The 25,954-nt window shown below is 70.7% G+C and carries 20 protein-coding genes; 10 read left to right on the top strand and 10 right to left on the bottom strand.

The genetic code is table 11. The features are described from left to right. Positions 1–119: 119 nt before the first annotated feature. The 3 genes from AB0F91_RS19210 to AB0F91_RS19200 form a co-directional block, all read right to left on the bottom strand. Positions 120–344, bottom strand: coding sequence for a DUF5703 family protein (locus AB0F91_RS19210; protein ID WP_285967049.1), 225 nt, complete (start codon positions 342–344; stop codon positions 120–122). Beyond that, the gene (locus tag AB0F91_RS19205; protein WP_360598887.1) at positions 341–1,357 is read right to left on the bottom strand and encodes a hypothetical protein; all 1,017 of its coding nucleotides are present in this window, start codon (positions 1,355–1,357) and stop codon (positions 341–343) included. Before AB0F91_RS19205 ends, AB0F91_RS19210 begins: the two co-directional genes overlap by 4 nt. A gap of 98 nt (positions 1,358–1,455) precedes the next feature. Then, positions 1,456–2,424 carry an aldo/keto reductase gene (locus AB0F91_RS19200; protein WP_360598886.1) on the bottom strand — a complete coding sequence of 323 codons (969 nt, stop codon included), beginning with the start codon at positions 2,422–2,424 and terminating at the stop codon, positions 1,456–1,458. Positions 2,425–2,547: 123 nt separating this feature from the next. Between AB0F91_RS19200 and AB0F91_RS19195 the strand changes: the two genes are divergently transcribed. The 4 genes from AB0F91_RS19195 to AB0F91_RS19180 all read left to right on the top strand — a co-directional run bounded on the left by AB0F91_RS19195 (position 2,548) and on the right by AB0F91_RS19180 (position 7,935). Then, the gene (locus AB0F91_RS19195) at positions 2,548–3,591 is read left to right on the top strand and encodes an LLM class F420-dependent oxidoreductase (protein WP_360598885.1); all 1,044 of its coding nucleotides are present in this window, start codon (positions 2,548–2,550) and stop codon (positions 3,589–3,591) included. Then, positions 3,591–4,433 carry an undecaprenyl-diphosphate phosphatase gene (locus AB0F91_RS19190; protein ID WP_360598884.1) on the top strand — a complete coding sequence of 281 codons (843 nt, stop codon included), beginning with the start codon at positions 3,591–3,593 and terminating at the stop codon, positions 4,431–4,433. The genes AB0F91_RS19195 and AB0F91_RS19190 overlap by 1 nt, the downstream gene beginning before the upstream one ends. Before the next feature lie 630 nt (positions 4,434–5,063). Beyond that, positions 5,064–5,774, top strand: a complete 711-nt coding sequence (locus AB0F91_RS19185) for a histidine phosphatase family protein (protein ID WP_360598883.1) — start codon at positions 5,064–5,066, stop codon at positions 5,772–5,774. A gap of 109 nt (positions 5,775–5,883) precedes the next feature. After that, the gene (locus tag AB0F91_RS19180; RefSeq protein WP_360599215.1) at positions 5,884–7,935 is read left to right on the top strand and encodes a M3 family metallopeptidase; all 2,052 of its coding nucleotides are present in this window, start codon (positions 5,884–5,886) and stop codon (positions 7,933–7,935) included. Positions 7,936–8,034: 99 nt separating this feature from the next. On the opposite strand, the gene AB0F91_RS19175 is transcribed toward AB0F91_RS19180, so the two are convergent. After that, complete coding sequence (locus AB0F91_RS19175) at positions 8,035–8,559, bottom strand: helix-turn-helix domain-containing protein (protein WP_360598882.1); 525 nt, start codon at positions 8,557–8,559, stop codon at positions 8,035–8,037. Between the two features lie 81 nt (positions 8,560–8,640). Here AB0F91_RS19175 and AB0F91_RS19170 point away from each other — a divergent pair, with 81 nt between their 5' ends. From AB0F91_RS19170 to AB0F91_RS19160, 3 genes are all read left to right on the top strand, one after another. Beyond that, positions 8,641–9,525, top strand: a complete 885-nt coding sequence (locus AB0F91_RS19170) for an alpha/beta hydrolase (RefSeq protein ID WP_360598881.1) — start codon at positions 8,641–8,643, stop codon at positions 9,523–9,525. 131 nt (positions 9,526–9,656) lie between these two features. After that, entirely contained in the window at positions 9,657–10,649 is a 993-nt protein-coding gene (locus tag AB0F91_RS19165; protein WP_360598880.1) for a zinc-binding dehydrogenase, read from the top strand. Positions 10,650–10,801: 152 nt separating this feature from the next. Next, positions 10,802–11,803, top strand: coding sequence for a sigma-70 family RNA polymerase sigma factor (locus AB0F91_RS19160; protein ID WP_360598879.1), 1,002 nt, complete (start codon positions 10,802–10,804; stop codon positions 11,801–11,803). Positions 11,804–11,919: 116 nt separating this feature from the next. Here AB0F91_RS19160 and AB0F91_RS19155 read toward each other — a convergent pair whose 3' ends face one another. The 3 genes from AB0F91_RS19155 to AB0F91_RS19145 form a co-directional block, all read right to left on the bottom strand. Next, entirely contained in the window at positions 11,920–12,513 is a 594-nt protein-coding gene (locus AB0F91_RS19155) for an AAA family ATPase (RefSeq protein ID WP_360598878.1), read from the bottom strand. Between the two features lies 1 nt (position 12,514). After that, positions 12,515–13,504: a malate dehydrogenase gene (locus AB0F91_RS19150; protein WP_360598877.1), complete on the bottom strand. Its 990-nt coding sequence runs from the start codon at positions 13,502–13,504 to the stop codon at positions 12,515–12,517. Positions 13,505–13,585: 81 nt separating this feature from the next. Continuing rightward, positions 13,586–14,026 (bottom strand): MarR family winged helix-turn-helix transcriptional regulator, encoded by a 441-nt coding sequence (locus tag AB0F91_RS19145; protein ID WP_360598876.1) that lies wholly within the window; start codon positions 14,024–14,026, stop codon positions 13,586–13,588. Between the two features lie 106 nt (positions 14,027–14,132). Here AB0F91_RS19145 and AB0F91_RS19140 point away from each other — a divergent pair, with 106 nt between their 5' ends. Continuing rightward, positions 14,133–14,531, top strand: coding sequence for a nuclear transport factor 2 family protein (locus tag AB0F91_RS19140; protein WP_360598875.1), 399 nt, complete (start codon positions 14,133–14,135; stop codon positions 14,529–14,531). Next, the gene (locus tag AB0F91_RS19135) at positions 14,531–14,902 is read left to right on the top strand and encodes a VOC family protein (RefSeq protein ID WP_360598874.1); all 372 of its coding nucleotides are present in this window, start codon (positions 14,531–14,533) and stop codon (positions 14,900–14,902) included. The genes AB0F91_RS19140 and AB0F91_RS19135 overlap by 1 nt, the downstream gene beginning before the upstream one ends. Here AB0F91_RS19135 and AB0F91_RS19130 read toward each other — a convergent pair. The 3 genes from AB0F91_RS19130 to AB0F91_RS19120 form a co-directional block, all read right to left on the bottom strand. Beyond that, positions 14,886–16,988: an FUSC family protein gene (locus tag AB0F91_RS19130; protein WP_360598873.1), complete on the bottom strand. Its 2,103-nt coding sequence runs from the start codon at positions 16,986–16,988 to the stop codon at positions 14,886–14,888. The two genes, AB0F91_RS19135 and AB0F91_RS19130, sit on opposite strands and share 17 nt — an antisense overlap. After that, positions 16,985–20,137, bottom strand: a complete 3,153-nt coding sequence (locus AB0F91_RS19125; protein WP_360598872.1) for a GH92 family glycosyl hydrolase — start codon at positions 20,135–20,137, stop codon at positions 16,985–16,987. Before AB0F91_RS19125 ends, AB0F91_RS19130 begins: the two co-directional genes overlap by 4 nt. A 125-nt stretch (positions 20,138–20,262) precedes the next feature. Next, positions 20,263–24,570 carry a GH92 family glycosyl hydrolase gene (locus AB0F91_RS19120; protein ID WP_360598871.1) on the bottom strand — a complete coding sequence of 1,436 codons (4,308 nt, stop codon included), beginning with the start codon at positions 24,568–24,570 and terminating at the stop codon, positions 20,263–20,265. A 711-nt stretch (positions 24,571–25,281) separates the two neighbouring features. On the opposite strand from AB0F91_RS19120, the gene AB0F91_RS19115 reads away from it, so the two are divergent. Next, on the top strand, positions 25,282–25,953 hold the full coding sequence (locus tag AB0F91_RS19115) for a class I SAM-dependent methyltransferase (RefSeq protein ID WP_360598870.1): 672 nt from the start codon (positions 25,282–25,284) through the stop codon (positions 25,951–25,953). Position 25,954 lies beyond the last annotated feature (1 nt).

Here is a 25,954-nt window from a genome sequence, read left to right as displayed (position 1 = left end):
ACGAGCGCGGCCACCGTGCCGGCCACGGACCCACAGCACCGCGCGACGGCATCCGTGGCGTTGCCGGGATCGTGCGTCAGATCCGGGCAACCCACGCACGCGGCTGAACCCGGGCTCGGTCAGGTGGCGAGCCCGGGCAGGCGGTCGGCGGCGGTGCGCTTGCGCCGCAACCAGACCCGCCGGGTGCCGTCGGCGTAGAGCCGCACGGTGCGCAGCTCCCAGCCGGCGAACTCGGCGTGGATCGAGAGCTGGATCGCCGCCGCGCGCCGGGACACACCCGGGGGCAGGCGCAGGCGGCGGTACTCCCAATCCCCTTCGACCACCGCCTCGTCGACCGTCGTCATGGCTGGATCACCTGGGTCCCTTCTCCTGCGGCCGAGCCGACGAGCACTCGGCCGCTCCGGTCGTCGACGCTCACCGAGTTCGGCTGGCGCACGGTCGGGAATCGGTACTTCTCGACGGGTTCCCCGCCGCGGACGTCGAAGCCCACCACCTGGTTCTGCCCCGTGAGGGTGACCCACGCGAGGTTGCGCTGGTGGTCGTAGGCGATGCCGTAGATCCCGCCCGGCACCGGGTAGCGCTGGCGCAGGATCAGCGGGCCGACGGAGAACGCGAGGAGCGCACCCGCGCGGGCGTCGGTGACGAGCACGCGCCCGTAGGAGTCACTGGTGGCGTTGGCGGCGCCGTCGCCGGCGCGCAGGCCCTCGCCCATCGTCCCCGCGTTCACGTCGACGCTGAACACCGCGGTGCGCAGGCGGTCGAGCACGACCACGCCCTGTCCGGTGTCCACGACGTCGTCGGCGCTGTAGAGCTGGCCGGTGATGGTCTTGGTGACCGCGCCACCGGCCAGGACCTCCACGGCCTTGCGGTCGCGCACGGCCACGAGCGTGTCCGGACCGTCGGCCACGCCGTCGGCCGGCTGGCCCGCCACCTGCTGCGTGGTCAGCTGACCGCCGGGCAGCGCGATCTTCGCGAGCTCTCCCTTGGCCGGGATGCTCGCGATCGCCTGGCCGCCGGACGTCGTCAGCGATTCGGGCGGCCCGGGCAGGGGCACGGTGACCTTGGGGGTGCTCAGGGAGTCGAGGTCGTAGACGAGCACCGACGGCGGCTGCGTGACCGCGACCGCGAGCGTGCGGGTCTTCTCGTCGGTCGCCATCGCCGACACCGCCGGCGTGGCGAGCACCTGGCCCGCGGGCTTGACCGTCACGGCGGGGGAGACCGCCGGCTTCACGGCCACCGGGTTCGCCACCACCTGCAGAGAATCCGTGTCGTCCTGGCCCGAAGCCGAGCATGCCGAGAGCGCGAGGGCACCGACCAGCGGAATCGCGATCCGCGACGCGGCGGTGAGCCGACGCACCTTGAAGCCTCCAGCTGTCCCTCGGCGAGGTGTCCTCACCAGCATCCCCCAGGATTCCCGTGCCGTCACGTCTGCGTCACCCAACAGACACCTGCGCCTCATTTCGGTCCCCGCTCGGGATAGCCGACGTCGACGCAGCTCACGTCGTCGAGCGCGCTGCGGATCGCGGGCGGGAGAGTCAGCTCCTCCGCGGCCAGCGAACCCGTCAGCTGGCCGGTGTCGCGGGCGCCGACGACCGGCGCCACGACTCCAGGCCGGTCGCGCACCCAGGCCAGCGCGACGACCAGCGGCGAGGTGCCGAGCCCGTCGGCGGCCGTGGCCACGGCCTGCACGATCCGCGCCGCGCGGTCTGTGCGGTGGTGCTCCACGTACCCGGCGAACTCGCTGGACGCGCCGCGCGAGTCGGCGGGTGTGCCCGTGCGGTACTTCCCGGTCAGCACGCCGCGGCCGAGCGGCGCCCAGGGCAGCAGCCCGATGCCATGGTGCAGTGCGGCGGGCGCGGCTTCGCGGTCGACGCCGCGCTCCAGCAGCGAGTACTCGTACTGGCAGGACACGATCGGCGCCGCGGCGCTCGCGTGCGACGCGGCCGTGGCGAGCTGCCAGCCCGCGTAGTTGGAGACGCCGACGTAGCGGACCTTCCCGCTGGTCACCGCGTAGTCCAGGGCCGAGAGGGTCTCCTCGATCGGCACTCCGGCGTCCCACGCGTGCAGCTGCCACAGGTCGAGGTGGTCGGTGCCGAGCCGGCGCAGCGAGCCGTCGAGCGCGCTCAGCAGCGCGCCCCGGGAAGCTCCGCCGCCGAAGGGACCGTCGGTGCGCCGCGCGACGGCCTTCGTGGCCACCACCACGTCGTCGCGGGGCACGAGGTCGCCCAGCAGGCTCCCGAGCACGCGCTCGGCCTCGCCCTCGGCGTAGATGTCCGCGGTGTCCACGAGGGTGCCGCCGGCGTCGACGAACGCGACGAGCTGGCTGGCCGCCTCCTCGGCGTCGGTGTCGCCGCCCCACGTCATCGTGCCGAGCGCCAGGCGCGAGACCCGCAGTCCCGACCGGCCGAGCTGTCGCTTTTCCACGACGACCGAGCCTAGCCGTCGGCCCGGCCCGTACTTGACCAAGGTGACGCCGTGTCGCGACCGGTCACCCCGTCGGTGCACCCAGGGCACGGCGCGAGTCGTGCTCTCGGTACGTTTCCCGCCGTGCGAATCGGACTCAACCTCGGTTACTGGGGCACCGGGGACAACTCCGCGAACCTCGCCTTGGCCAGGAGAGCGGACGAACTCGGGTATTCGGTGGTGTGGGCGGCCGAGGCCTACGGCTCGGACGCCGTGACGATGCTCACCTGGATCGCCGCCCGGACCGAACGGATCGACGTCGGCAGCGCCGTGCTGCAGATCCCCGCGCGGACACCGGCGATGACGGGCATGACCGCCGCCACGCTCGACACGCTCTCGGGCGGCCGCTTCCGGCTCGGCCTGGGTGTCTCGGGCCCGCAGGTGTCGGAGGGCTGGCACGGCGTGCGGTTCGCCGACCCGGTGGGCCGCACTCGCGAGTACGTGGAGATCGTGCGCGCCGTGCAGTCCCGGCGCCGCGTGCGGTTCAGCGGGGAGCACTTCGAGCTGCCGCTGCCCGACGGGCCCGGGCTCGCACTGGGCCTGACCTTCCGGCCCGAGCGCAAGCAGGTGCCGGTGTACCTCGCCGCGATCGGGCCGAGGAACCTTGCATTGACGGGTGAGCTCGCCGACGGCTGGCTGCCGGTGTTCTTCTCGCCCGAGCACGCCGGTGAGCAGCTGGCCCACATCCGAGCCGGCGCCGAGGCGGCCGGGCGTTCGCTCGACGGGTTCGACATCGCCCCGTCGGTGCCGCTCGTGGTCGGTGACGACTGGCGCGAGTGTGCCGACGCCGTGCGCGCCCACGCCGCGCTTTACGTTGGCGGGATGGGCAGCCGGAAGCAGAACTTCTACAACCGCCTCGCCGTGCGGATGGGGTTCGAGGCCGAGGCGGCCGAGGTGCAGAAGAAATACCTCGCTCGTGACTACGAGGGGGCTCAGGCGGCCTTGCCGCTGGAGTTCCTCGACGCGACGTCGCTGCTCGGCCCGCGGGAGCGGATCGCCGAGCGCATGGCGGAGTTCGCGAAGGCGGGCGTGACGACGTTGTCCGTGACTCCGTACGGGGAGTCCGCGGGATTCGAGGCGGCTCTGCGGACCGCTGTGGAAGCGATCGAGCTGGCGGGAGTGGCCTGATGGGGTGGTTCGAAGCACTGGTGCTGGGGCTGGTGCAGGGGCTCACGGAGTTCCTGCCCATCTCCTCCAGCGCGCACCTGCGGATCGTGGCCGCGCTCGTCGGCTGGGACGATCCGGGCGCGGCGTTCACGGCCGTGACGCAGATCGGTACCGAGCTCGCGGTGATCCTGTACTTCGGCAAGAAGATCGGCCGCATCCTGCAGGCGTGGTTCTTCTCGCTCTACCGCCGCAGCTGGCGCCAAGACCCCGACGCGCGGCTGGGCTGGCTGATCATCGTCGGCTCGATCCCCATCGTCGTGCTCGGCCTGCTGCTGCAGGACCAGATCGACGAGGCCTTCCGCGACCTGCGCATCACCGCGTCCACGCTGATCGTGTTCGGCGTGATCCTGCTCATCGCCGACCGCGTGGGCTCGCAGCGGCGCACGCTCGACCACCTCACCGTGCCGCACGGCCTCGGCTTCGGCTTCGCGCAGGCCCTGGCGCTGATCCCGGGCGTCTCGCGCTCCGGCGGCACCACCAGCGCCGGCCTGCTCATGGGCTACACCCGCGCCGACGCCGCGGAGTACTCGTTCCTGCTGGCCCTGCCGGCCGTGTTCGGCTCGGGCCTCTACAAGCTCACCGACATCGGCAAGAACGGCGAGACCGCCCAGTGGGGGCCCACGATCCTGGCCACGCTGGTGGCCTTCGGCGTCGGGTACGTGGTGATCGCGTGGCTGATGTCCTACATCAAGCGCAAGAGCTTCGTGCCGTTCGTGATCTACCGGATCGTGCTCGGCCTGCTGCTGTTCGGGCTGATCATCGGCGGGGTGCTCGACCCCAACGCTGGGCCGGTGGGCAGCTGAGGCCGCTCGTCAATCGTCTGGCGGTAGTGGCTGATCAAGCTGTCGCCGGCCGCTGCCCGAGTGTTCATGAGTGGTAAGGCACCGAAGGCCTCGAAGGGACCGGGTGTATGCGCGAAGACGTCGAGTGACGCGTAGCTGCGCGCGAGCCCGTCGCCGACGCACCCTCCAGGAGCGTCGCCGCCGCCACCCGTACTGCGCGCCGCCCGGCACGCGGGCGCTTGGCCGGCAATACGCGTCGACGTCCGTCTCGTGCACCGCGACGATCGGCACCCGCCGCTTCAGGGCCGCCCGCACGGCGTGCGCGCCGAGCAGCAACGGGCTCGACAGATACACGACGCCGGGCCATGCGTGGCGATGGCGCGGCCCGCCACGCCGGTCGGCCGCGCCATGCGCACGTCCGGGTAACCCGGCCACGGCAGCGCGGGCGCCGGACCACCGGCAAGTCCCCGCTCTCCGCCGAGGTTCGCGCCCGACGCCGAGGACCCGCACGAAGGTCCCCCGCTCTGCGTGGACGTCATTCGGCTGATCCGAACCGATGTAACCCACCTCACATCCCCGCATCGCCGGCTCAAAGGCGATCACCCACGCCTCGGCGGAGTCGAGCCCAAAGACCCAGCTAGGGTTGCGGTTGTGAGTACGGTCATCTTGCTGCGGCACGGGAAGTCCACCGCGAACGGGTCCGGCGTCCTGGCGGGGCGCACGCCGAAGGTCGGTCTCGACGACACCGGCCGCGCACAGGCCGAGAAGCTGGTGGAGCGGCTGGCCGGCGTGCCGGTCGCCGAGCTGGTGGTGTCGCCGATGCTGCGTTGCAAGCAGACGGTGACGCCGCTGGTGGCCGCGCTGGGGCTGGACAAGACGGTGGAGCCGCGCCTGTCCGAAGTGGACTACGGCGAGTGGACCGGTCGCGAGCTGAAGACGCTGGTCAAGGAGCCGTTGTGGCGGGTGGTCCAGTCCCACCCCTCGGCGGCCGTGTTCCCCGGCGGTGAGGGCCTGGCCGCGATGCAGGCCCGCGCGGTGGCCGCGATCCGCGCGCACGACGCCCGCATCGCCGCCGAGCACGGCGACCACGCCGTGTGGATCGCCTGCAGCCACGGCGACGTGATCAAGGCTGTGCTGGCCGACGCCCTGGGCCAGCACCTCGACGCGTTCCAGCGCATCGTGGTCGACCCGGCGTCGGTGTCGGTGGTCCGCTACACCGAGACGCGGCCGTTCGTGCTGCGCGTGAACGAGAACGGCGGCGACCTCAAGGGCATCGTGCCCCGGCCGCCGAAGAAGAAAACCGGCCGCGGCAAGAAGGCGGGCGACAGCGACGCGGTGGTCGGGGGCAGCACCGGGCGCTGAGCCCGGCGGACACGCCCTCGGCGAAAAGCGGCTCGACCAGGGCCGGGAAACCCGTAGGGTGGGCGGGATCAGCGCGGGAAAGCACGTGAAGAACCAGGAGCACAACCCGATGATTTCGCCGGACAACCCGTTCGCCACCCCGAGTGAGCTGCCCTACGCCTTGCCGCCGTTCGACCAGATCAAGGTCGAGCACTACCGGCCCGCGTTCGAAGAGGGCCTGACCGCCCACGCCGCGGAAATCCACGAGATCGCGTCGAATCCGGCGGAGCCGACGTTCGAGAACACGATCGCCGCGCTGGAGCGGGCGGGGGAGCTGCTGGAGCGGGCGTCCGGCACGTTCTTCAACGTCTCCGGTTCCGACTCGACCGACGAGATCCAGGAGATCCAGGCCGAGCTGGCCCCGAAGCTGGCCGCGCACTCCGACGCGATCCACCTGAACCCGCGGCTGTTCGCGCGGATCAGCGCGCTGTACGAACGCCGCGAGAGCCTCGGCCTCGACCCCGAGTCGCTGCGCCTGCTGGAGCGCCGCCACACCGACTTCAGCCGCGCCGGTGCCGGGCTGCCCGAGACTGAACAGGAGAAGCTGCGCAAGCTCAACGAGCAGCTCTCGACCCTGCAGACGAAGTTCCAGCAGAACCTGCTGCGCGACACCAACGAGCTCGCCGTGGTCCTCGACGACGTCGCCGACCTGGCCGGCCTCGACGAGGGCGCGATCGCCACCGCCGCCGAGGCGGCCGCTGCTCGCGGCGAAGAGGGCAAGTTCGTCCTGAACCTCACGCTGCCGACCGCGCAGGCCGCCCTGGAGTCGCTGGAGAACCGCGAGGTGCGCGAGCGCGTCTTCACGGCCTCGGTCTCGCGGGGCAACCGGGGCAACGAGTACGACAACAACTCCGTCGCCGCCGAGATCGTCCGGCTGCGCGCCGAACGTGCGGCGCTGCTGGGCTACCCGGACCACGCTTCGTACGTGATCTCCGACGAGACGGCCAAGACCGCCGACGCGGCCTCGGGCCTGCTGGAGCGGCTGGCGCCCGTCGCCGTGGCCAATGCCCGCGCCGAGGCGGCCGAGCTGCAGCGGCACCTCGAGGCGGACGTCCCCGGTGCGACGCTGAAGCCGTGGGACTGGGCGTTCTACGCCGAGAAGGTGCGCCGCGAGCGCTACGAGGTGGACACCGCGGCGTTGCGCCCGTACTTCGAGCTCAACCGTGTGCTGACCGACGGCGTGTTCTTCGCCGCGAACCGCCTGTACGGCCTGACCTTCACCGAGCGCGACGACCTGCCGAAGTACCACCCGGAGGTGCGGACCTTCGAGGTCTTCGACGCCGACGACAGCGGCATGGGCCTGTTCCTCGTGGATTACTACACCCGTGACTCCAAGCGCGGCGGCGCGTGGATGAACAACTTCGTGAGCCAGTCGGACCTGCTCGGGCGGAAGTCCGTGGTGGTCAACGTGCTCAACGTAGCGAAGCCGCCGGCGGGGGAGCCGACCCTGCTGACGCTCGACGAGGTGACCACCGTGTTCCACGAGTTCGGCCACGCGTTGCATGGGCTGCTTTCCGGTGTCGTGTACCCGACGTTCTCCGGCCCGAACGTGCCGCGGGACTTCGTGGAGTACCCGTCGCAGGTCAACGAGATGTGGATGCTGTGGCCCGAGGTACTGGCCAACTACGCCAAGCACCACGTCACGGGGGAGCCGCTGCCCGCCGAACAGGTCGCGAAGCTGGAAGCCGCGCAGCAGTACGGCGAGGGTTTCAAGACGACCGAGTACCTCGCCGCGTCGCTGCTCGACCTCGCCTGGCACCGCCTCGGCGTGGACGACCGCGTCGACGACGTGCAGCGGTTCGAGGCCGACGCGCTGGAGAAGGCCGGCGTGGCCCTGGAAAGCGTCCCGCCGCGCTACCGCACCACGTACTTCAACCACGTCTTCGGCGGCGGCTACAGCGCGGGCTACTACTCCTACATCTGGAGCGAGGTCCTCGACGCCGACACTGTGCAGTGGTTCCGTGAGAACGGTGGCCTCAAGCGGGAGAACGGCGACCACTTCCGCTCGACACTGCTGGGCCGCGGGGGGAGCGTGGACCCGATGGAGGCGTTCGCGAACTTCCGCGGTCGCCAGCCGGAGATCCAGCCGCTGCTGGAGCGCCGGGGTCTCGCGGGGGCCTGATCGTTCTTCGGGTGGGGCCGGCCGTCCTCGGTCGGCCCCACTGCTGTCTCTTGTGGACTGTATAACGACCTATACGGCCGGGCATCAGGCTGACGACTATCACTCAAGAGGGAACAAGATCGGGCTGAGGAGGTGCTGGCGCCGGCCGGGGGCGGGCTCGTGACGCAGCCGGGGGAGGAGTACCTCGCGGAGATCGCTGATCAAGTCGGCGAGCTCTTCGCGGCTCAGCCAGATCGAGTGCTGGCGGTAACCCACCAGGTCCTCGACCGGGTTCGCGCCGGCCCGGTCCAGGTACGCGGTGAACTCGGCGATCAACGTCGTCATCGCGGTCGCGAACACCTTGCGGTGGTCGTCGAGCGTCGCCGAGGCTGCCGCGTCCGCGTCGACCACCGCGCGGTCCCGCCGCAGCCGGTAGCTGCGCTCGACGGCGCCGCGGACGCGTTGTTCCTCGGCCACTTCGAGGATGCCGGCTTCGGCGAGCAGGCCGACGTGGCGGTACAGGGTCGCCTTCGACACGTCGTGGATCCGCTCGGCCAGTTCAGTGGTGGTCATGGGCCGCCCGCCGGAGAGCGCGTGCACCACGCGCAGCCGCACCGGGTGCACCAGGAGTTCCAGATTGTCCACGCCGTTATGTTCGCACATTTGCTACCGTTCGCAATATTGAGAACGGTGGGCCGCTGGGGGCCCATGACGGGAGGTTCGGGGATGACGGTCGACGCGGCACCACTGGGCGAGCACTACGACGTCGCGGGGCGCCGGCTGCTGCTGCACCGCTCCGGTGCCGGTGGCCCGGCGGTGGTGTTCCTGCCCGGCGCAGGCCTGATGGCGTACGACTTCCTGAACGTGCAGCGGCGCATCGCGGAGTTCACCACGAGCGTCGTGTACGACCGGGCCGGCACGGGCTGGAGCGACGCGGACGAACTGCCGCGCACGCCGGACGAGGTCGCGGACGAGCTGCGGGCCCTGCTGGCGGCCGCGGGCGTACCCGGTCCATACGTGCTGGCCGGGCATTCGCTCGGGGCGCTGTACGCCCGCCGCTACGCGCAGCGCTTCCCCGGGGACCTCGCCGGCTTGGTGTTCCTCGACCCAGGCCACGAGGACATCCTGCAGTTCCTGCCGAAGGAGGCCGCCGAGCTGAACGAGAGCCTCAAACCCGACCCGGCCGCCCTGCCTGAGCCGACTCCGGCGCAGCTGGACGCTTCGCGCGACGCATTGCTGGGCCTGTACGCGAACTGGCCCGACAGTGTCCGGGACGCGTTGGCGGACAAGCACCTCAGGGAATGGCGCACGGCGATCCTGGAGACGCAGAACTTCGAAACCGAGGTGTACGACCAGGTCAGAGCCGGGGGCGGGCTGCCGGACGTACCACTGGTGGTGCTGAGTGCACTCGGGGCCAACCCGTACTGGGCGCAGTTCGCCTCTCCCGAGCTGATGGGGTCGATGCTCGCGGGAATCAAGGCCCTGCACGCGTCGATCGCCGCCTCGGTGCCGCGCCGAGGTGAGCACCGCGTACTCGACGGTGCGGCCCACCAGACGATGCACGTCGAGCACGAGGACGCTGTCGTGGAGGCCATCCGCTCAGTCCTCTGAGGACGATCCGCGCGGAAGATCACCTCGATCGCCGCCGATTCCTTGAGGCTCGGTGCGAGGTCTCACTCTTCGACGGTGCGGCTCGACCCGAGCCGGCCGGATTCGGCAAGCCGAGAAGAGAGCTGATCGCCGTGAGTGTTCCCACCACCATGCGCGCCCTGGAGCAGACCTCGCTCGAGGGGCCGCGAGACCTGCGGTTGATCACCGACGCGCCGGTACCGGCTCCCGGCCGGGGTGAAGTGCTGATCAGGGTCCGGGCCGCCGGAATCAACTTCGCCGACCTCTCGCAGGCCCGTGGGGTGTTCGGAGGCGGCCCGCGGCCGCCCTACCTGGCGGGTTTCGAGGCCGTGGGCGAAGTGGTCGCGCTGGGCGCGCAGGTCAATGACCCGGGCCTGGGAACCGCGGTCGTCGGCGTCGGGTCCGGGGCGTTCGCCGAGTACGCGGTGCTGCCCGCGGCCGCGGCGATGCCCGTGCCGGCCGGCTGGACAGCCGAGCAGGCGCTGGGTCTGGTCGTGAACCGCGCGGCCGCGCTCGCCGCGCTCAACCCGCTGGGCCGGCTGACCCCGGGGGAAACGGTGGTGGTCCACGCCGCCGCCGGCGCGACCGGCCAGGCCGCGGTGCGGATGGCCAAACATTACGGCGCGACGGTCATCGCCGCCGCGTCCCCGGCCAAGCACGAAACCGTGCGGGCGCTCGGCGCCGATCACGTCCTGGACTCCCTGGACGCCGATCTCGCCGCCGAAGTCCGGCGGCTGACCGGTGGTGCCGGTGCGGATCTGGTGCTGGAGTCGGCCGGCGGAGCCGCCTTCGCGGCCGCGCTGGCCTCGGCCAAGCCGGTCACCGGCCGGGTCGTCGTCTACGGCCTGGCGGGCGGCGAAGCCGCGATCACCAACTGGGACCTGGTGTACCGCCACCAGGTCCACGTCATCGGTCTCAACCTCGGGACGCTGAGCCAGGCGGCGCCGCGGGTCTTCGGTGAGGTCATGAGCGAGCTGTCGGTCCTCGTCGCCGCCGGTGTCCTCCCGCCCGAGCGCCCGGTCGTCCACGACTTGGCCGACGGCCCGGAAGCCCTCGCCGCGCTGGAGTCGAGGGGGACCGTCGGCAAGCTCGCTCTGCTGCCCTGACACCGCGCTGACCTGCGGTTCGATTCCTTCCCGCCGCTTACGGGGTCATAGTGGGCGACGGTCCCGATCCGCGGGATCGGTAAGGACGAGGAGCAGGGCATGGTCACCAGCCAATCCACGGCCAACCTCGGGCCGCGACCCGGACTCCCCGCATGACGACCCAAGTTCGGAAGCCGGCGGATCGAGACCGGTTCGCCGCCGAAACCGAGCCGTTCCGCCGGGAACTGCTGGCGCACTGCTACCGCATGGTCGGCTCGGCCCACGACGCCGAGGACCTGGTGCAGGAAACCTACCTGCGGGCCTGGCGGTCCTACGCCGGGTTCGAGGGCCGCGCGTCGATCCGGTCCTGGCTCTACAAGATCGCCACCAACGTCTGCCTGACCGCGGTGGAGCCGCGCAAGATCCGGATGCTGCCCTCGGGCCTCGGCGGTCCTCAGGACGGATCCGAACGCCCGGCCGACCCCGTCGCGCCAGGTGAGGTCTCATGGCTGCAACCGTGGCCGGACCGGTGGCGGGCCCCGGCCGACGACGACCCGGCCACGTCGGTGGTGTCGCGCGAATCGGTGCGCCTGGCGCTCATCGCGAGCCTGCAGCACCTGCCCGCGCGCCAGCGCGCGATCCTCATCCTACGCGAGGTACTCGCGTTCTCCGCCGCCGAAACCGCACAGCTGCTCGGTACCACCACGGCGGCAGTGAAGAGCGGACTGCAGCGGGCCCGCGCTCGGCTGGGGGAGCTGGAACCACAGCCGGAGCGGCTGCTCGACCCCGCCGACCCGCGGGCGCGGGCTCTGCTCGACGGTTACGTCGCGGCCTTCGAACGCTCGGATGCCCGTCTCCTGGAGCAGGTGCTGCGCACGGACGCGACGCTGGAGGCGACCCCCTTCCGCGAATGGCAGGCCGGGCTGGTGAACTGCCTGCGCATGCTCGCCACGGACGTGCTGGGCGAGCCGGGGGACTGGCGAATGCTCGCCACCACAGCGAACGGCCAGCCCGCCGCCGTCGAGTACCGCCGGGACGAAGCCGGCGTGTTCCGGGGGAGAGGCATCGTGGTGCTGGACGCGACCGCCACCGGGGTCTCTCGAGTCGTGGCGTTCCACGACGATGCTCTGGTCCGCCTGTTCGGCTTTCCCGAATCGCTCACAGACCGATCCTGACCGATCGCGCCAAGCCCGCTGTAGACGGCCACTTAAAAAATGTATAACGACCTATACGGTGGGCCACAGGACAAAAATCAGATCTCGTCCAAGTCCGTAGCTCACCACAAAAAACGCTAAAGACGGGAGAGGATCTCGACCACGGCGTCGTAGGTTTGTTCCACGTCAAGGCTTTCCGTGCCGACCACAGTGCACTTGGGACGTTGCCGCAGGTACGCGGCGAGGTGGTCGTGGACACGGTCGATCAGCTTCAGCCCGCCGGCCCGGGCGATGATCTCGTCGATGTCGCGGGCTGGTCCGCTGTCGCTGGAGCGGGACGAGTAGCGGTCGAACGCGTGGGGCTTCGCCGCCGTCAGCACGATCTCGACGTACGGGGCACCTGCGGCACGCGCGGCGGCCTCGAAGCCGGATACCTCTTTCAGGTGTGTCGCCAGCTGGGGCATCACGACGGAGAACCCGGACCGCAGATGGGTTTCCGCCATGGTGACGGCCAGGCGGCGCGCGACGGGCAGGGTGGCGAAGAAGTCGTCACGCCAGCCGCCGATGAGGGAGACGACGTGGTCGGTGTCGAGGTCGAGCACGCCGGGGTGGCGGTCGGCGTAGAGCCGGGCGACGGTGGACTTGCCGATGCCCGACGGGCCGTTGAGGTGGATGAGGCGAGGGCCGCCCCGGACGGATCCGGGGCGGCCCTCAGAAGAAGCACTTCTCAACTCAGATGAGGCCGAGCTTCTGCACCGCGTCGCGCTCCTCGACGAGCTCGCCGACGGTGGCGTCGATGCGGGCGCGGGAGAAGTCGTCGATCTCGAGGCCCTGCACGATCTCGTACTTGCCGTCCTTGGCGGTGACCGGGAAGGACGAGATGAGGCCTTCGGGGACGCCGTAGGAGCCGTCGGAGACGACCGCGGCGGAGGTCCAGTCGCCTTCGTCGGTGCCGTTGACCCAGGTGTAGACGTGGTCGATGGCGGCCGACGCGGCGGAGGCGGCGGAGGAGAGACCGCGGGCCTCGATGATGGCCGCGCCACGCTTGGCGACGGTGGGGATGAAGGTCTCTTCGACCCAGGTCTGGTCGTTGACGGCTTCGGCGAGGTTCTTGCCGCCGACGGTGCCGTGGGTGATCATCGGGTACTGAGTGGCCGAGTGGTTGCCCCAGATGGCCAGGCGCTTGATGTCCGAGACCGGAACGTCGAGCTTCTTCGACAGCTGCGCGAGGGCGCGGTTGTGGTCGAGGCGGGTCATCGCGGTGAAGCGGTCGGCCGGGACGTCGGGCGCGTGGGACTTGGCGATGAGGGCGTTGGTGTTGGCCGGGTTGCCCACCACGAGGACGCGGATGTCGTCGGCCGCGCCGGCGTTGATGGCTTCGCCTTGGGGCTTGAAAATGCCGCCGTTGGCCTCGAGCAGGTCGCCGCGCTCCATGCCCTTGGTGCGGGGGCGGGCGCCGACGAGCAGGGCGATGTTGGTGCCGGAGAACGCCTGCTTGGGGTCGTCGAAGATGTCGATCCCGGACAGGAGCGGGAAGGCGCCGTCGTCGAGCTCCATCGCGGTGCCCTCAGCCGCCTTGACCGCCTGCGGGATCTCGAGGAGCCGCAGCTTCACCGGGGTGTCCGGGCCGAGGAGCTGACCGGACGCGATGCGGAAGAGCAGCGCGTAGCCGATCTGGCCGGCCGCACCGGTGACGGTGACGTTGACAGGGGCTTGGGTCATAGCGGGTTCTCCAGCTTGAGACGACTTTGGCTAGTACCGCGACTCTAGTACTCGCGGGTGCGTTCGTTCGGGTGCGTCCAGTCACTCTCCGGCGGGTGTCGTGACGTTGGCGGCGAGGCGGCCCAGGAGTGTGGCCAGCGTCGCGATTTCGTGGTCGGTGAGGCCGGTGCGCATGCGGTTGTCGTGGGCGACGGCGGCTTCGGCGAGGCGGTGGAAGGTGGTCTCGCCGTACTCGGTGAGTTCGACGTGGTGGACCCGGCGGTTTTCGGGGTCGCGGGTGCGGGTGAGCAGGCCGGCGGTTTCCATGCCGTTGAGGTGGTGGGTGAGGGTGGCCCCTCGGATGCCGACGGCGTCGGCGAGCTCGCGTTGGCTGGTGTGGTGGTGGGTTTTGAGGGCGATGAGGATCTGCCAGACCGGTTGGGAGCCGCCGACGGCGGCGAGGGCCTGGTCGAAGGCTTGTCCCGCGGCTTTGGCGGTGCGGGCGAGGACGACGCCGATGGGGGCGGTGGTTGGTCGGGGCACGGGTGCACTGTAGCGGAGATTGATCGACGGCTAAGCGTTTGACATCTAACGATTAGAGTTCTAACGTCTGCCACGTCGAGCTGCTCCACTGACCACGGGAGGGATCATGGGCACCACCGAAGAGATCACCGACTTGGGGAAACGCTGGGTCGCGGCCGAGACGGCCGGGGACACCACGACGCTGGCGGGGATGACCACGGGTGACTTCACACTGGTCGGCCCGCTGGGTTTCGTGCTGAACCGCGACCAGTGGCTGCAGCGCTACGAAGGCGGCGGGCTGGTTACGCGCCGGCTGGACTGGCGCGACGTCGAGGTGCGCGAGCACGGTGACTCGGCGATCGCGGTGGGCGTGCACGAGCAGGAGGCGACGCACCGCGGCAACGCGGTGGACGGGCAGTTCCGGTCGACGCACGTGCTGGTGCGCGAGGACGGCCGGTGGTTGCTGGCGGGGATGCACCTGAGTCCGATCGGTGCGCCGCCGGCGTTCGCGCGCGGGGGTGCGTGATGGCCGAGCTGAACCACACGATCGTCTGGGCGCGGGACCGGGCCGCGTCGGCGGAGTTCCTCGCGGGTGTGCTGGGGTTGAGCGTGGGTGCGGAGACCGCGCCGTTCCTGCCGGTGGTGCTGGGCAACGGGGTGTCACTGGATTTTGCGCAGGTGGGCGAGTCGGACGCGGTCGCCGCGCAGCACTACGCGTTCCTGGTGAGCGACGCGGAGTTCGACGCTGCGCTCGAGCGCCTCACGGCGTCGGGGACAACGATCTACGCCGATCCGATGCACCGCACGAGGGGGATCAACGGGATGTTCGGCGGGCGCGGGTTCTACTTCGACGATCCGGACGGGCACAACATGGAGCTGCTCACGAAGGCTGGTTAGCGCCAGCCGGTGCGGGCTGGGTCGCGTCGACGTTGAACACGCGGCCCAGTGCGATGACGCCTTCGTCGAGGTGGCTGAAGCTGGAGACGACGGCGCGGGTTTCGGAGTCGTCGATGCGGTCGACGACGGGGGTGCCGTCGTCGCGGACGAGCTTGTCCGTGGGTGTGGTGTTGGGGTGGCGGACGGCGTCGCCGACGAGGTCGATGTTGGCGAGCACGCGGCCGGCGAAGAGGTCGAGGCGGTCGGCGACCGGCCCGTCGAGCTGGCCCGGCTGGGCGCGGGCGGCTACGTGGCGGGCGCGGAAGGCGATGGTTTCCAGTGTGGTGAGCACGTGCCAGCCGTAGTCGCGCCGTGCGCTGCGGAGGTTGATGGGGTGGGTGAGGGGTTCGATGGTCTTGCGGACCTGTTCGACGGCTCGGTCGAGGTCGCGCGACATCTCGATGATGTTCACGTTGTCGCGGCCGGAGAGCAGGGTGTCGGCAGATTCGACGAACTCGTGCAGTTCGTCGAGCACGGTGGCGATGTCGTCGAGCATCACCGAGCGGGTGCGGACGGGGACGATGACCACGGCGGCGAGCAGGCCGGCGGCGGCGCCGACGGCGGTTTCGGCGACGCGGATCCAGAGGACTTCGATGCTGAAGGTGCCGAGCAGGCTGTAGAGCAGGCCGAGCATGCTGGTGACGAAGAAGGCCATGAGGAACTGCGAGACGCGGGACATGTAGACCATGCCGAAGACGCAGACCATGATCAGGGCCAGGATCGCGATGGTGTTGCCGCTGACGAGCAGCGCGAGGGCGACGCCGCCGACGATGCCGATGAGGGTGCCGCCGGTGCGGCGGACGCCTTTGACAAAGCGGGCGCCGGCGCTGGAGGTGCCGACGAAGACCACGAAGACGGTGAGGACGGCCCAGTACCAGCGTTGGTGGGAGATGAGCTGGCCGGCGGCCACGGCGAGCCCGCCGCCGATCACGGCTTGGATGGCGCTGCGGGTCTGGTTGTCGTAGGCGAACGCTTTGGTGGGTTCGTCGTCGTCGTCTTCGTCGAGGGAGTAGTCCACTGTGGCCTCTTGGCCGGCGACGCGCTGGGCGCGGTCGTCGGCGACGGCGAGCTCGGCGATGGCGCGGCGGACGCCGTCGCCGGGGTGGGCTTTCTCGTCGATGCGGCTGCCTTCCACGAGCATGCGGCTGTATTCGCCGGTCTGGCTGATCAGCGGCAGTTCGCGCGGGTCGCGTGCCATCAGTGACCGGAACTTCGCCAGCCGGGCGACGAGGTCGTCGGCGACGCTGGGGGTGAGTGGGTGGGAGCAGGTGCGTTGCACGGTAATCGTGAGCCACTGCACGGCGAGCTCGACCTCGATGGCGCGACGGCGCAGGAGGTCGGCGTTGCGGTCGTCGACGACGTCGGGGGCGTTGTCCTCGATGAGCAGGACGGATTCGTGGAGGCGGGCCAGGGCGGTGCGGATCTGGCGGTTGCTGCGGTCGCTGCCGGCGGAGGCGATGTAGGCCTCGGTGGCGCGCACGGCGGCGGCGACGCGGGCGCGGAAGGCGCGGCGGATGCGGATGAACTCGGTTTCGGCGTTGCGGCGCAGCACGACGAGGCGCACGAGGGCGTTGGCGGCGACGCCGGTGGCCATGGCGATGAGCAGCTGCGGGGCCTGGGCCAGGTGGGCTTGCAGGAACATGGGGAAGAAGAACAGGAAGAACGCCATGGAGCCCAGGGCGGTGCCGCGGGGGCCGAAGCGCTGGACGTACACCGCGACGAAGATCAGCAGCACGAAGATGATGCTGTCGAGCGGTGGGTAGGCGGCGCCGATGGTGGCCAGGGTGATGGAGCAGGCGCCAACGACGGCCGCGAGGCACAGTGTCACGGCTTGGCCGCCGCTGGTGGGGTCATTGACGGTGAACGCGCTCATCATCGCGGCGATGGCGGCGACCAGTGACGTGGTGAGCGCGAAGTGCAGGGGCTGCAGGACGAGGATGGCGATGATGATGCCCAGCACGGCGGAGCCGGCCAGCCGCAGGCGGACGAGGCCGGGATCGGCTGCCGCCAGCCGGTCGAGGGTGGCGTCGCGCAGATCGGCGATCATCGGGCGAGCAGCTCCCACTGGGCGAGGGTGACGCGACGGCGGTTCGCCGCCGTGACACGCAGACGGTAGTGCTCGCAGGACGCGGGGCTGTCGAGGACGAACGGGCGGATCTGGCGGCGCCAGCGGAACAGCTCGTCGCTGCGGCGGTCGAGCACGTGCCAGCGGCGGCCGTCGGCGGAGCCTTCCAGTACCCAGGCGGTCGGGTCGCCGTCGCGGCTGCCCGAAGTGAGCGTGTACATCGTGACTTCGCGAGGGCTGCCGTGCACGGAGAACTCGATCAGGGGCGTGCGGGTGGCGAAGGTGGCTTCGGTGCGGCTGGTGTCGTCGACGAGGAGCGCGGCGGGACCGTCGGGGCTGTAGGCGGTGCCGACGAGGTCGGTCAGCGGGGCGGGCTTGACCGGCGTGACGGGTTCGGTGCCCCACGTGCCGGGTTCTGCGCGGACGTCGAACTCCAGCACGGCGCCGCGGGCGAGCACGGCGTGGGACAGGGTTGCCGAGTGGTGGGGTCGGCCGTCGATGGTGAGCCCGTGGACGTAGGGCGTGTCCGCCGTGTCCTCCAGGTCGGCGGCGGTCGCGGCGCCGGGTGCGCGGATCACGAGGTCATGGCCGTTCTCCAGGTGCAGGGTTGCCTGGCGGAACAGCGGCGCGCACACGACGTACCGCGCGCTGCCGACCGTGAGGGGGTAGAGGCCGAGCGCGGCGAAGACGTACCACGCGGACATCTCCCCGTTGTCCTCGTCGCCCGGGTAGCCCTGGCCGAGCTCGCTGCCGAGGTAGAGGCGGCGCAGGACCTCGCGGACGGTGCGCTGCAGCTTGGCGGGCGCGCCGGCGAAGGCGTAGATCCAGGGGATGTGGTGCGAGGGCTGGTTGGAGTGGCCGTACTGGCCCATGCGCACGTCGCGGGCCTCGGTCATCTCGTGGATGAGGCCGCCGTAGGAGCCGGGTGTGCGGCCGGTCTCGGGGGTCGTGAAAAACGTGTCGAGCTTGGCTTCGAGGCCGGCGCGGCCGCCGTGCAGCGCGGCGAGGCCGGGCCCGTCGTGAGGCACGGAGAACGCGGTGTTCCACGCGTTGGTCTCCACGAAGTCGCCGCCCCACGCCTCGGGGTCGTAGCCCCGCGCGGGGAAGTGGCGGCCGCCGTCCGGGGTGCGGCCCTGGAAGAAGCCGATGCGCGGGTCGAAGTGGTGCACGTAGTGCTGGGCGCGTTGGCGCAGGTAAGCGGCGTTGTCGGCGCGGCGGCGCGCGCGGGGGCCTTCGCTTTCGCGGGCGAGCGCGTCGGCGAGGTTGGCGAGGCCGTAGTCGTTGAGGCAGCCTTCCAGCGCCCAGGACAGGCCTTCGCGCGTCGAGGTCCGTGTGTAGCCGAGGAACGGTGAGGTGTCGAGGCCTTTGCGGCCCACGCCGGCGCGCGGCGGGGCGACGGTCGCGTTTTTCAGGGCGGCGTCGTAGGCGGACTCGACGTCGAAGTTGCGCACGCCTTTGAGGTAGGCGTCGGCGAAGGCGACGTCGGAGCTGGTGCCGGTCATGAGGTCGGCGTAGCCGGGGGAGGACCAGCGGGCGATCCAGCCGCCTTCGCGGTACTGCTGCACGAACCCGTCGATCATCCGGCCGCAGCGTTCGGGGGTGAGCAGCGCGTACGCGGGCCAGGTGGTGCGGTAGGTGTCCCAGAAGCCGTTGTTGACGTACAGCTCGCCGTCGACGATTTTCGCGCCGGTGCGCTTGCCGGTGCTGAACCCGCGGCCGCGGACGACGGGGCTGGCATGGCGGATGCCGTCGGGAGTGTTCTCGTGCGCGCGGTTCGGGTAGAGGTAGAGCCGGTAGAGGTTCGAGTAGAACGTGGCGAGCTCGTCCTCGCTCGCGCCCTCCAGCTCGACGCGGCCCAGCACGTCCTGCCACTGCTCCCGCGCCCGGTCGCGGACCTCGTCGAACGTGGTGCCGGCCGGGATCTCCAGTTCCAGGTTGCGCCGCGCCTGCGCGAGGCTGATCAGCGACGTCGCGATCCGCAGCGTCACCTCCGGCGCGGCGAACTCCAGGTGCCCGGTCACCCGGCGCCAGAACGGGCCGCGACCTCCGCCGGAGGCGGGCACGTCGGCCTGGGCGTGGACGAACATCCGCCGCGCGCCCGTGGACAGGCGGCTGCGCACCCACGTGTGCCCGGTGACCACCCCGGTCGACGGGTGCACGCGCAGGCCGCCGCGGTTGCGGGCGTTGTCGAAGACCACCCAGCCGGCGCCGTCGGGGAAGGTGAAGCGGAACATCGCCGCGTGGTCGGTCGGGGCGATCTCCGCTGTGACCCCGTTGCCGAACCGCACGCCGTAGTGGTGCGGCCGATCGGTCTCGTCGTCGTGGGAGAACGTCAGCGCGCGGCGGCGGCGGTCGGTTTCGACGGGACCGGTGCCGGGCATGAGGTGGAAGGTGTGGCGGTCGCCCATCCAGGGGCTCGGCTGGTGGCTCACCGCGAACGCCTGCAGTGCCGGCTCGTTCGCCGCCGTGTTGTGCCGGTGGTAGGAGTAGAACCAGTCGAGCGCCCGGGCGTCGGTGACCGGGGTCCAGAAGTTGAAGCCGTGTGGCACGGCCGTGGCCGGGAACGTGTTGCCTCGGGAGAAGTCGAACCCGGAGTGTGTGCCCCGCGTGGTGCGGACGTGGTCGACCGGGTCGCCGGTGCGCGGGTGGTGCTCGCCGATCCGCACGTCGTCGAGCCAGCCCTTGACGTCGCGGCCGCCCGGCGCGTCGGTGAGCAGCACGATCCGCCGCACGCGGCGCCCGGCGAACGCGCCCAGTGGGCGGCGCACGAGGTTCCACTGGTCCACCAGCAGCGTTTTCGCGTGCCCCTGCTGGGTGGCGGAGAACCCGGCGCTGCTGCCGTCGTCGAACTCCACCTCCAGCGCGACGAACGTGCTGCGGTAGGACGGGATCGCCGCGTCCGAAGCCGGGAAGACCACGTAGGACAGTGCACTGTGGGCGGTGACCTCGACGTCGGTCTCGAACAGCACCGCCCGCGCCACTCCGCTGTAGCGCAGCGCGCGCACGCCGGTGAACCCCACGCCCGTCTTCGCGGTGGGGGATCGGTCGGGCCCGCTGTCGACGCGGACACCGGAGGCGACCGGCTGCGGGTCACCCGCCTCGAACGATGAGAAGAACCCGGCGCTGCTCACGCGCACACGGTAGCCGCTCGCACGCCCGGGCACCCGGCAACGCCGCTCGCCCTGGCCGAACCGCCCCAATGTGGCGTTCGGTGCGCTCAACGCAACCGACGCCGCATTGGGGTCGGGTCAGCCGGCTACAGCTTCGCGCACTGGCCGGCGGCCGGGCCGCGGACGGTGTTGGCGAGGTCGTGGTCGGTCGGCGCGGGTGTGTTGCCCGTGCAGGCCAGCGGCCCGCCCACGGTGCTTCCGGCCAGCACCGGCCCGTGGTTGCCCGTGAAGGTCGCCGGGCCGCCGATGTCGGTCAGCTCGACCGAGACGGCCCCGGTCGTGCCCGTGATCGCCACGGGACCCGTCACCTTCGTGCGGTTCAGCACGACCTGCGCCGCGCCCGTCGTCGCGAGCGGACCCGAGATCGACCCGCCCCGCACCACCAGCGCCGCACCGGCGGACACGGTCACGGGGCCGGACACCGTCGCGTCGTCGAGGCACACGGTGCCGCTCGACACCGTCAGCGGACCCTTCTGCGCCCCCGTCAGCGTCTTCGTGCACGACGCGTCCGGCCGGCCCAGCAGCTCGAACTCCGCCAGCGACGCCGGACCACCGGTGCTGTCGGTCACCGTGAGCCGGTAGTAGGCGTAGTGCGCCGGATCGGCCACCGCGAACGCCCGCGTCTGCTGCCGCCATGGGAACGTCTGGCCGGTCTGCTGGTCCGCGACCGCCCACGTCTTCCCGTCGTAGGAACCCTCCAGTTTCCAGCTCTTCGGATCACCCGCGCCCTTCGGCGAGGTCAGCGTGTAGTGCGTGACCGCCTCGTCCGTCGAGTTCAGCTGGTAGGTCACGGCGCCGGTCACCTTCGCCTCGGTGCGCGAGGAGTTGTCGATGAGCGCCGCCGCGTTCGAACCGTCCGAAGTGGACAGCGTGCCCTTGCCGGCGCCGGTCTCGTCGTGCAGCGGCGTCGGCACCGCGTCGCCCGTGGTGATCGACTTCGGCGCGTCGTTGGCACCCGTGCCCCAGGCCGAGGGGTTCGGGCCCATGTCGAAGTCGAGCGTCGCCCCGTGGGAGAGCACGTCCTGCGGCAGCGACGTCGACGTCCAGGCCTTGCCGTTGATCTTCAGGCCCTGCACGTAGACGTTCTTCGCCGAGTTCTTCGGCGCGTTGATCACCACGTCACCACCCGGCAGGTGCAGCGTCGCCTTGGTGAACAGCGGCGACCCGATCGCGTAGTTCGGGCTGCCCATCTGCAACGGGTAGAAACCGAGCGCGCCGAACACGTACCACGCGGACATCTCGCCGTTGTCCTCGTCGCCCGCGTAGCCCTGGCCCAGCTCGCTGCCCGTGTAGAGCCGCGAGAGCGCCTCACGCACCTTGGCCTGCGTCTTGGAGGGCTGACCGGCGTAGTCGTACATGTAGAGCAGGTGGTGCGACGGCTGGTTGGAGCCGCCGTACTGGCCCATCCGCACGTCCCGCGCCTCGCGCATCTCGTGGATGACGGTGCCGTACGAACCGGTCATCGTCGCGGTCTCCTGGTCGGCGAAGAACTGGTCCAGCTTGTTCGCCAGCCCGGCCTTGCCGCCGTAGAGGTTCGCCAGGCCCTGACCGTCCTGCGGCACGGTGAAAGCCATGCCCCAGCCGTCGGTCTCGGTGTAGTCCCCGCCCCACGCCCGCGGGTCGTACTGGTCTGGCGTCTTGGTGAACTTCCCGTTCGCGTCCTTGCCCTGGAAGAATCCGACACTCGGGTCGAACAGGTTCACGTACTGCTGCGCCCGGCTGGTGAAGTACTGGTAGTTCTCCAGGTACTCCGCCTTGCGCGGGTCGCTCGCCGGCGCCTCGTCGTAGAGCTTCTTCGACAGGTTCGCGGTGCCGAAGTCGTTCACGTAGCTCTCGATCGCCCACGAGAAGCCCTCGCTGGCGGTGTTGGGCGTGTAGCCGAGGAAGACGCCCTGATCCAGGCCCTTGCGCCCGACCGCCGAGTTCGGCGGCGTGACCGTGGCGTTCTTCAACGCCGCGTCGTAGGCCGACTTCACGTCGAAGTTCGTCACGCCCTTGAGGTAGGCGTCGGCGAACGCGACGTCGGAGCTCGTGCCCGTCATCAGGTCCGCGTAACCGGGGGAGGACCAGCGCGCGATCCAGCCCGAGTCGCGATACTGCTGCACGAACCCGTCGACCATCTTCCCGGCCATGTCCGGCGTCAGCAGCGAATACGCCGGCCACGTGGTGCGGTAGGTGTCCCAGAACCCGTTGTTGACGTAGATCTGGCCGTCGACGACCTTCGACCCCGTCTGCGTCGCGGTGTCCGCACCCGTCTTCGCCGCCACCGGGCTGGCGTACTTGTACACCGGGGCCTGCGGTGTGCCGGTGTTCTCGAACGCCTCATTCGGGTACAGGAACAGGCGGTAGAGGTTCGAGTACAGCGTCTCCAGCTGGTCCTTCGACGCGCCCTGCACCTCGATCACCCGCAGCTGCTTGTCCCACGCCTGCTGCGCGGCGTCGCGCACGGAGTCGAACGTGGCCGTCGGGGCGATCTCCTGCTCGAGGTTCTTCTTCGCCTGCTCCACGCTGATCAGCGACGTCGCAATCCGCATCGTCACCGTCTTGTCCGCGCCCGCGGCGAACCGCAGGTAGCCGGTGACGTTGTCGCGGCCCTGGCCGGTCAGCTTCGCCCCGGCGGTCACCGGCTTGTCGAAGCTCGCGTAGACGAACATCCGCCCCGCACCCGCCGACAGGCCGCTCTTCTGGTCGGAGTATCCCGTCAGCGTGCCCGTGGCCGGGTCGAGCGTGAGCCCGCCGGAGTTGTTGACGTTGTCGAAGATCAGGCTCGAGTCGTTGCCCGGGAAGGAGAACCGCATGACGGCCGCGTGGTCGGTCGGCGCGATCTCGGTCTTGATCCCGTTGTCGAACGTCACGCCGTAGTAGTGCGCCCGAGCGACCTCGTTGTCGTGGGAGAACGCCAGCGCCCGCGTGTCCCGGTTCGCGTCCGGCACCCCGGCCGCGGCCGACGGCATCACCTGGAAGGTCTGCCGGTCACCCATCCACGGGCTCGGCTCGTGGCTCACCGAGAACGCCTGCAGCTGCGGGCGGTTGTCCGCGTTGTTCTGCGAGTGGTAGTTGTACAGCCAGTCCGACGAACCGGCCGCCGTCACCGGCGTCCAGAAGTTGAACCCGTGCGGCAGCGCCGTCGCCGGGAAGTTGTTGCCGCGCGAAAACGTGCCGTTGGCCATCGTGCCGCGCGTGGTCAGCACGTTGTCGCTCGGCCGCTGGCTCACCGGCGGCGTCGGCGTCGCCGAGATCTTCACGTCATCGAGCCAGCCCTGGAACGCGCCCGGCCCGTTCGGGTTGTCGTAGCCGACGAGGATCCGGTCGATCGTCTTGCCCGCCGCGACCGTGCCGACCGCCGAACGCACCAGGTTCCACTGGTTCGCGTACAGCACCTTGCTCGCACCCTGGCCCTGGGGCGAGAGCGGGAACCCGTACTGGTCCGTCGCGCCCAGCCCCGACAGGTACGTGCCGTCGGTGAAGGCCAGGTCGATCGCCGCGTTCGTGCTCGGGTACTTCAGGTCGTTGCCCGTGAACTGCGGCTGCACCTTGTAAGACAGCTCGGTGGTCGGGACCACCGGCAGGTTCACGTCGAACACCTTGTTGTAGGAGTACCCATGCCCGGCTGCGGTCTGCGTCCCCGCGTAGCGGAAGGCCTTCTTGCCGGTGAAACCCACGCGGTTCTTGTTCGTGTACCCGCTGGTGGGCCCGGCGTCGACGAAGCTGCGCATGTTCGGCAACGGCGGTGGCGGGGCGTCGTCGTTGGCCAGCAGCAGCTCCGACATCTGCAGGATGTCGTCGCCGTGGTTGCGGGTCACGTCGAGCCGGTAGTAGCGGTAGGCCGCGCTCGGCTCCGCCAGCTTGTACTGGTTCGTCCGGAACCGCGCGTCGAACGACTGGCCCGACTGCTTGTCCAGGTCCGTCCACTGCTGCGCGTCGTTCGACCCCTGCAGCGTCCAGTCCTGTGGGTCACGGCCCGGGAAGTCGTTGGCCGAGCTGATCGCGTAGTGCGTGATCGCCACCGGCTCCGACAACGTCAGCTGCGCCCACGCCGTGGGATCCCACGAAAGCCACTTCGTGTCCGTGGTGCCGTCGACGAGGTTCGCCGAGACCTCACCACCGTCGGTGTTCTCGCTGCTCGCGCTCGTCTCGGTCACCTTGCCCCGGATGTCACCCGGGATCGTGGCCCCGTTCGCGCCGTTGACCCCCGACGTCCGTGGCTGCCCCGCGGCATCGGTGTCAACGGTGTCCTGCCACGTCGGCTGCGGATCGGACGGCTCGAACGAGGACGAGAAATCCGGCGGAGGGGCGTCCGCCGCGGCGGTCGAGGTCGCCGGCACGGCGACCAGTCCGGCCGCCGCCACGACCGCGACCAGCGCGGCGCGGACGGGTCTGGCGCTTCGGGGCATCGTTGCTCCCAGCTTGTCGGGGCGGGTCGGGCGCGCCCGCGCAGGAACCCTTCCGGCGGCGGCGCTACGGAAGGGAAACCCGTGTGTGACATCGATGTCAAGATCCGGTGGGCAAACCTGACCGGAAACGGACAACGCCGGACGTACCCGCTGGCGCATCCGGCCTTGCGCCACTGCGCGCGAGGCTCGCGCGCAGTGGCCCAGTGGCCCAGTGGCCGCCGCCGCGTCGGAACCCGCGGCACACCCCGTCCTCGTCCGCTGACGAGGTGAACTTCTCCCGATCCATGTTGGCCGGCGAGATGGTGTTCCCGATCGACCACAGGTGCTTCGCGACGACCCGCAGCCTTCCGTTCTCGCGCGGGCCCTCTCGGACCACCGGCAACGGCAGCTCCGCCGACGCGAGGCCGTCCGGTCCGCCGGCGCCAGCAGCGGCCACTCCGGCGCCGGCGCGAGCAACCGGTCCGCGGGCGCGTCGCGGTACGCCGGGTCGTCGACCACATGCAGGTTCGGCAGCAAACACCGGCCGGCGAAGTCCGGCCGGATGAGCAGGCTGGTCCGGACGGTCGGGCAGTCGGTTCACGGTGATCAGCGAACCGCAGCCGCGCAGCCGGGCCGTCACCGCGGTTGCGCCGGGGTTCACGCCGGTGCGCGGCCGGGTGGCACATCCGGAAATCCCGCACACCGAAAGGCCGCCGCCGGTATAAGAGGAGCATGCCCCCTGAAGCAATCGACCAGGCGGCGGCCGACGACGCCGCGCGCCGCCGTGCCGAGACCGCGCTTGCCGCCGGCGACCCGACGGGGTGGTTCGAACCCCTGTACGCCGCGGCCGAAGCGGGGGAGGCCGTCGTGCCGTGGTACCGCGGCGAACCGGGTCCCGAGCTCGCGGCCTGGGCGGCGACGAACCCCGGCGACGGCCGCAGCGCGCTCGTCGTCGGGTGCGGCATGGGCGACGACGCGGAACTGCTCGCCGACGCCGGCTACGCGACCTCGGCGTTCGACGTCTCGCCCAGCGCGATCAAGGCCGTGCTCAACCGCTTCCCCGACACCCGCGTCTCCTACCGCACCGCCGACCTGCTCGACCCGCCCGCCGAATGGCACCACGCCTTCGACGTCGTCGTCGAGATCCTCACCGTGCAGTCCATGCCGAAGTCCGTGCGCGCCGCGGCGATCGCGTCCGTCGCCGGCTTCCTCGCCCCGGGCGGCACGCTCGTCGTCGGCGCCTTCGCCGAGGAAAGCATCGACCTCGCGACCTGGTCCGGACCACCTTGGCCGCTCAACCGCGCCGAGCTTGACTCCTTCGCCCGCGACGGCGTCAAGGCCACCACCGTGGACCGCGTCCGCGACGGCAGCCGCTGGTGGGCCACCTTCACCCGGGAGGCCTGAG

This window comes from Amycolatopsis sp. NPDC023774, assembly GCF_040639695.1.
Classification (GTDB): Bacteria; Actinomycetota; Actinomycetes; order Mycobacteriales; family Pseudonocardiaceae; genus Amycolatopsis.
The sequence above is the reverse complement of the archived record's forward strand: the minus strand, read 5'-3'. Positions and strand labels throughout refer to the sequence as shown.

What these genes read in the sequence shown, in the direction of transcription:
- AB0F91_RS19210 (WP_285967049.1), bottom strand. Translation starts at nt 344, where the DNA reads ATGACGACGGTCGACGAGGCGGTGGTCGAAGGGGATTGGGAGTACCGC.
- AB0F91_RS19190 (WP_360598884.1), top strand. Translation starts at nt 3,591, where the DNA reads ATGGGGTGGTTCGAAGCACTGGTGCTGGGGCTGGTGCAGGGGCTCACG.
- AB0F91_RS19180 (WP_360599215.1), top strand. Translation starts at nt 5,884, where the DNA reads ATGATTTCGCCGGACAACCCGTTCGCCACCCCGAGTGAGCTGCCCTAC.
- AB0F91_RS19170 (WP_360598881.1), top strand. Translation starts at nt 8,641, where the DNA reads ATGACGGTCGACGCGGCACCACTGGGCGAGCACTACGACGTCGCGGGG.
- AB0F91_RS19160 (WP_360598879.1), top strand. Translation starts at nt 10,802, where the DNA reads ATGACGACCCAAGTTCGGAAGCCGGCGGATCGAGACCGGTTCGCCGCC.
- AB0F91_RS19150 (WP_360598877.1), bottom strand. Translation starts at nt 13,504, where the DNA reads ATGACCCAAGCCCCTGTCAACGTCACCGTCACCGGTGCGGCCGGCCAG.
- AB0F91_RS19140 (WP_360598875.1), top strand. Translation starts at nt 14,133, where the DNA reads ATGGGCACCACCGAAGAGATCACCGACTTGGGGAAACGCTGGGTCGCG.
- AB0F91_RS19135 (WP_360598874.1), top strand. Translation starts at nt 14,531, where the DNA reads ATGGCCGAGCTGAACCACACGATCGTCTGGGCGCGGGACCGGGCCGCG.
- AB0F91_RS19130 (WP_360598873.1), bottom strand. Translation starts at nt 16,988, where the DNA reads ATGATCGCCGATCTGCGCGACGCCACCCTCGACCGGCTGGCGGCAGCC.
- AB0F91_RS19120 (WP_360598871.1), bottom strand. Translation starts at nt 24,570, where the DNA reads ATGCCCCGAAGCGCCAGACCCGTCCGCGCCGCGCTGGTCGCGGTCGTG.
- AB0F91_RS19115 (WP_360598870.1), top strand. Translation starts at nt 25,282, where the DNA reads ATGCCCCCTGAAGCAATCGACCAGGCGGCGGCCGACGACGCCGCGCGC.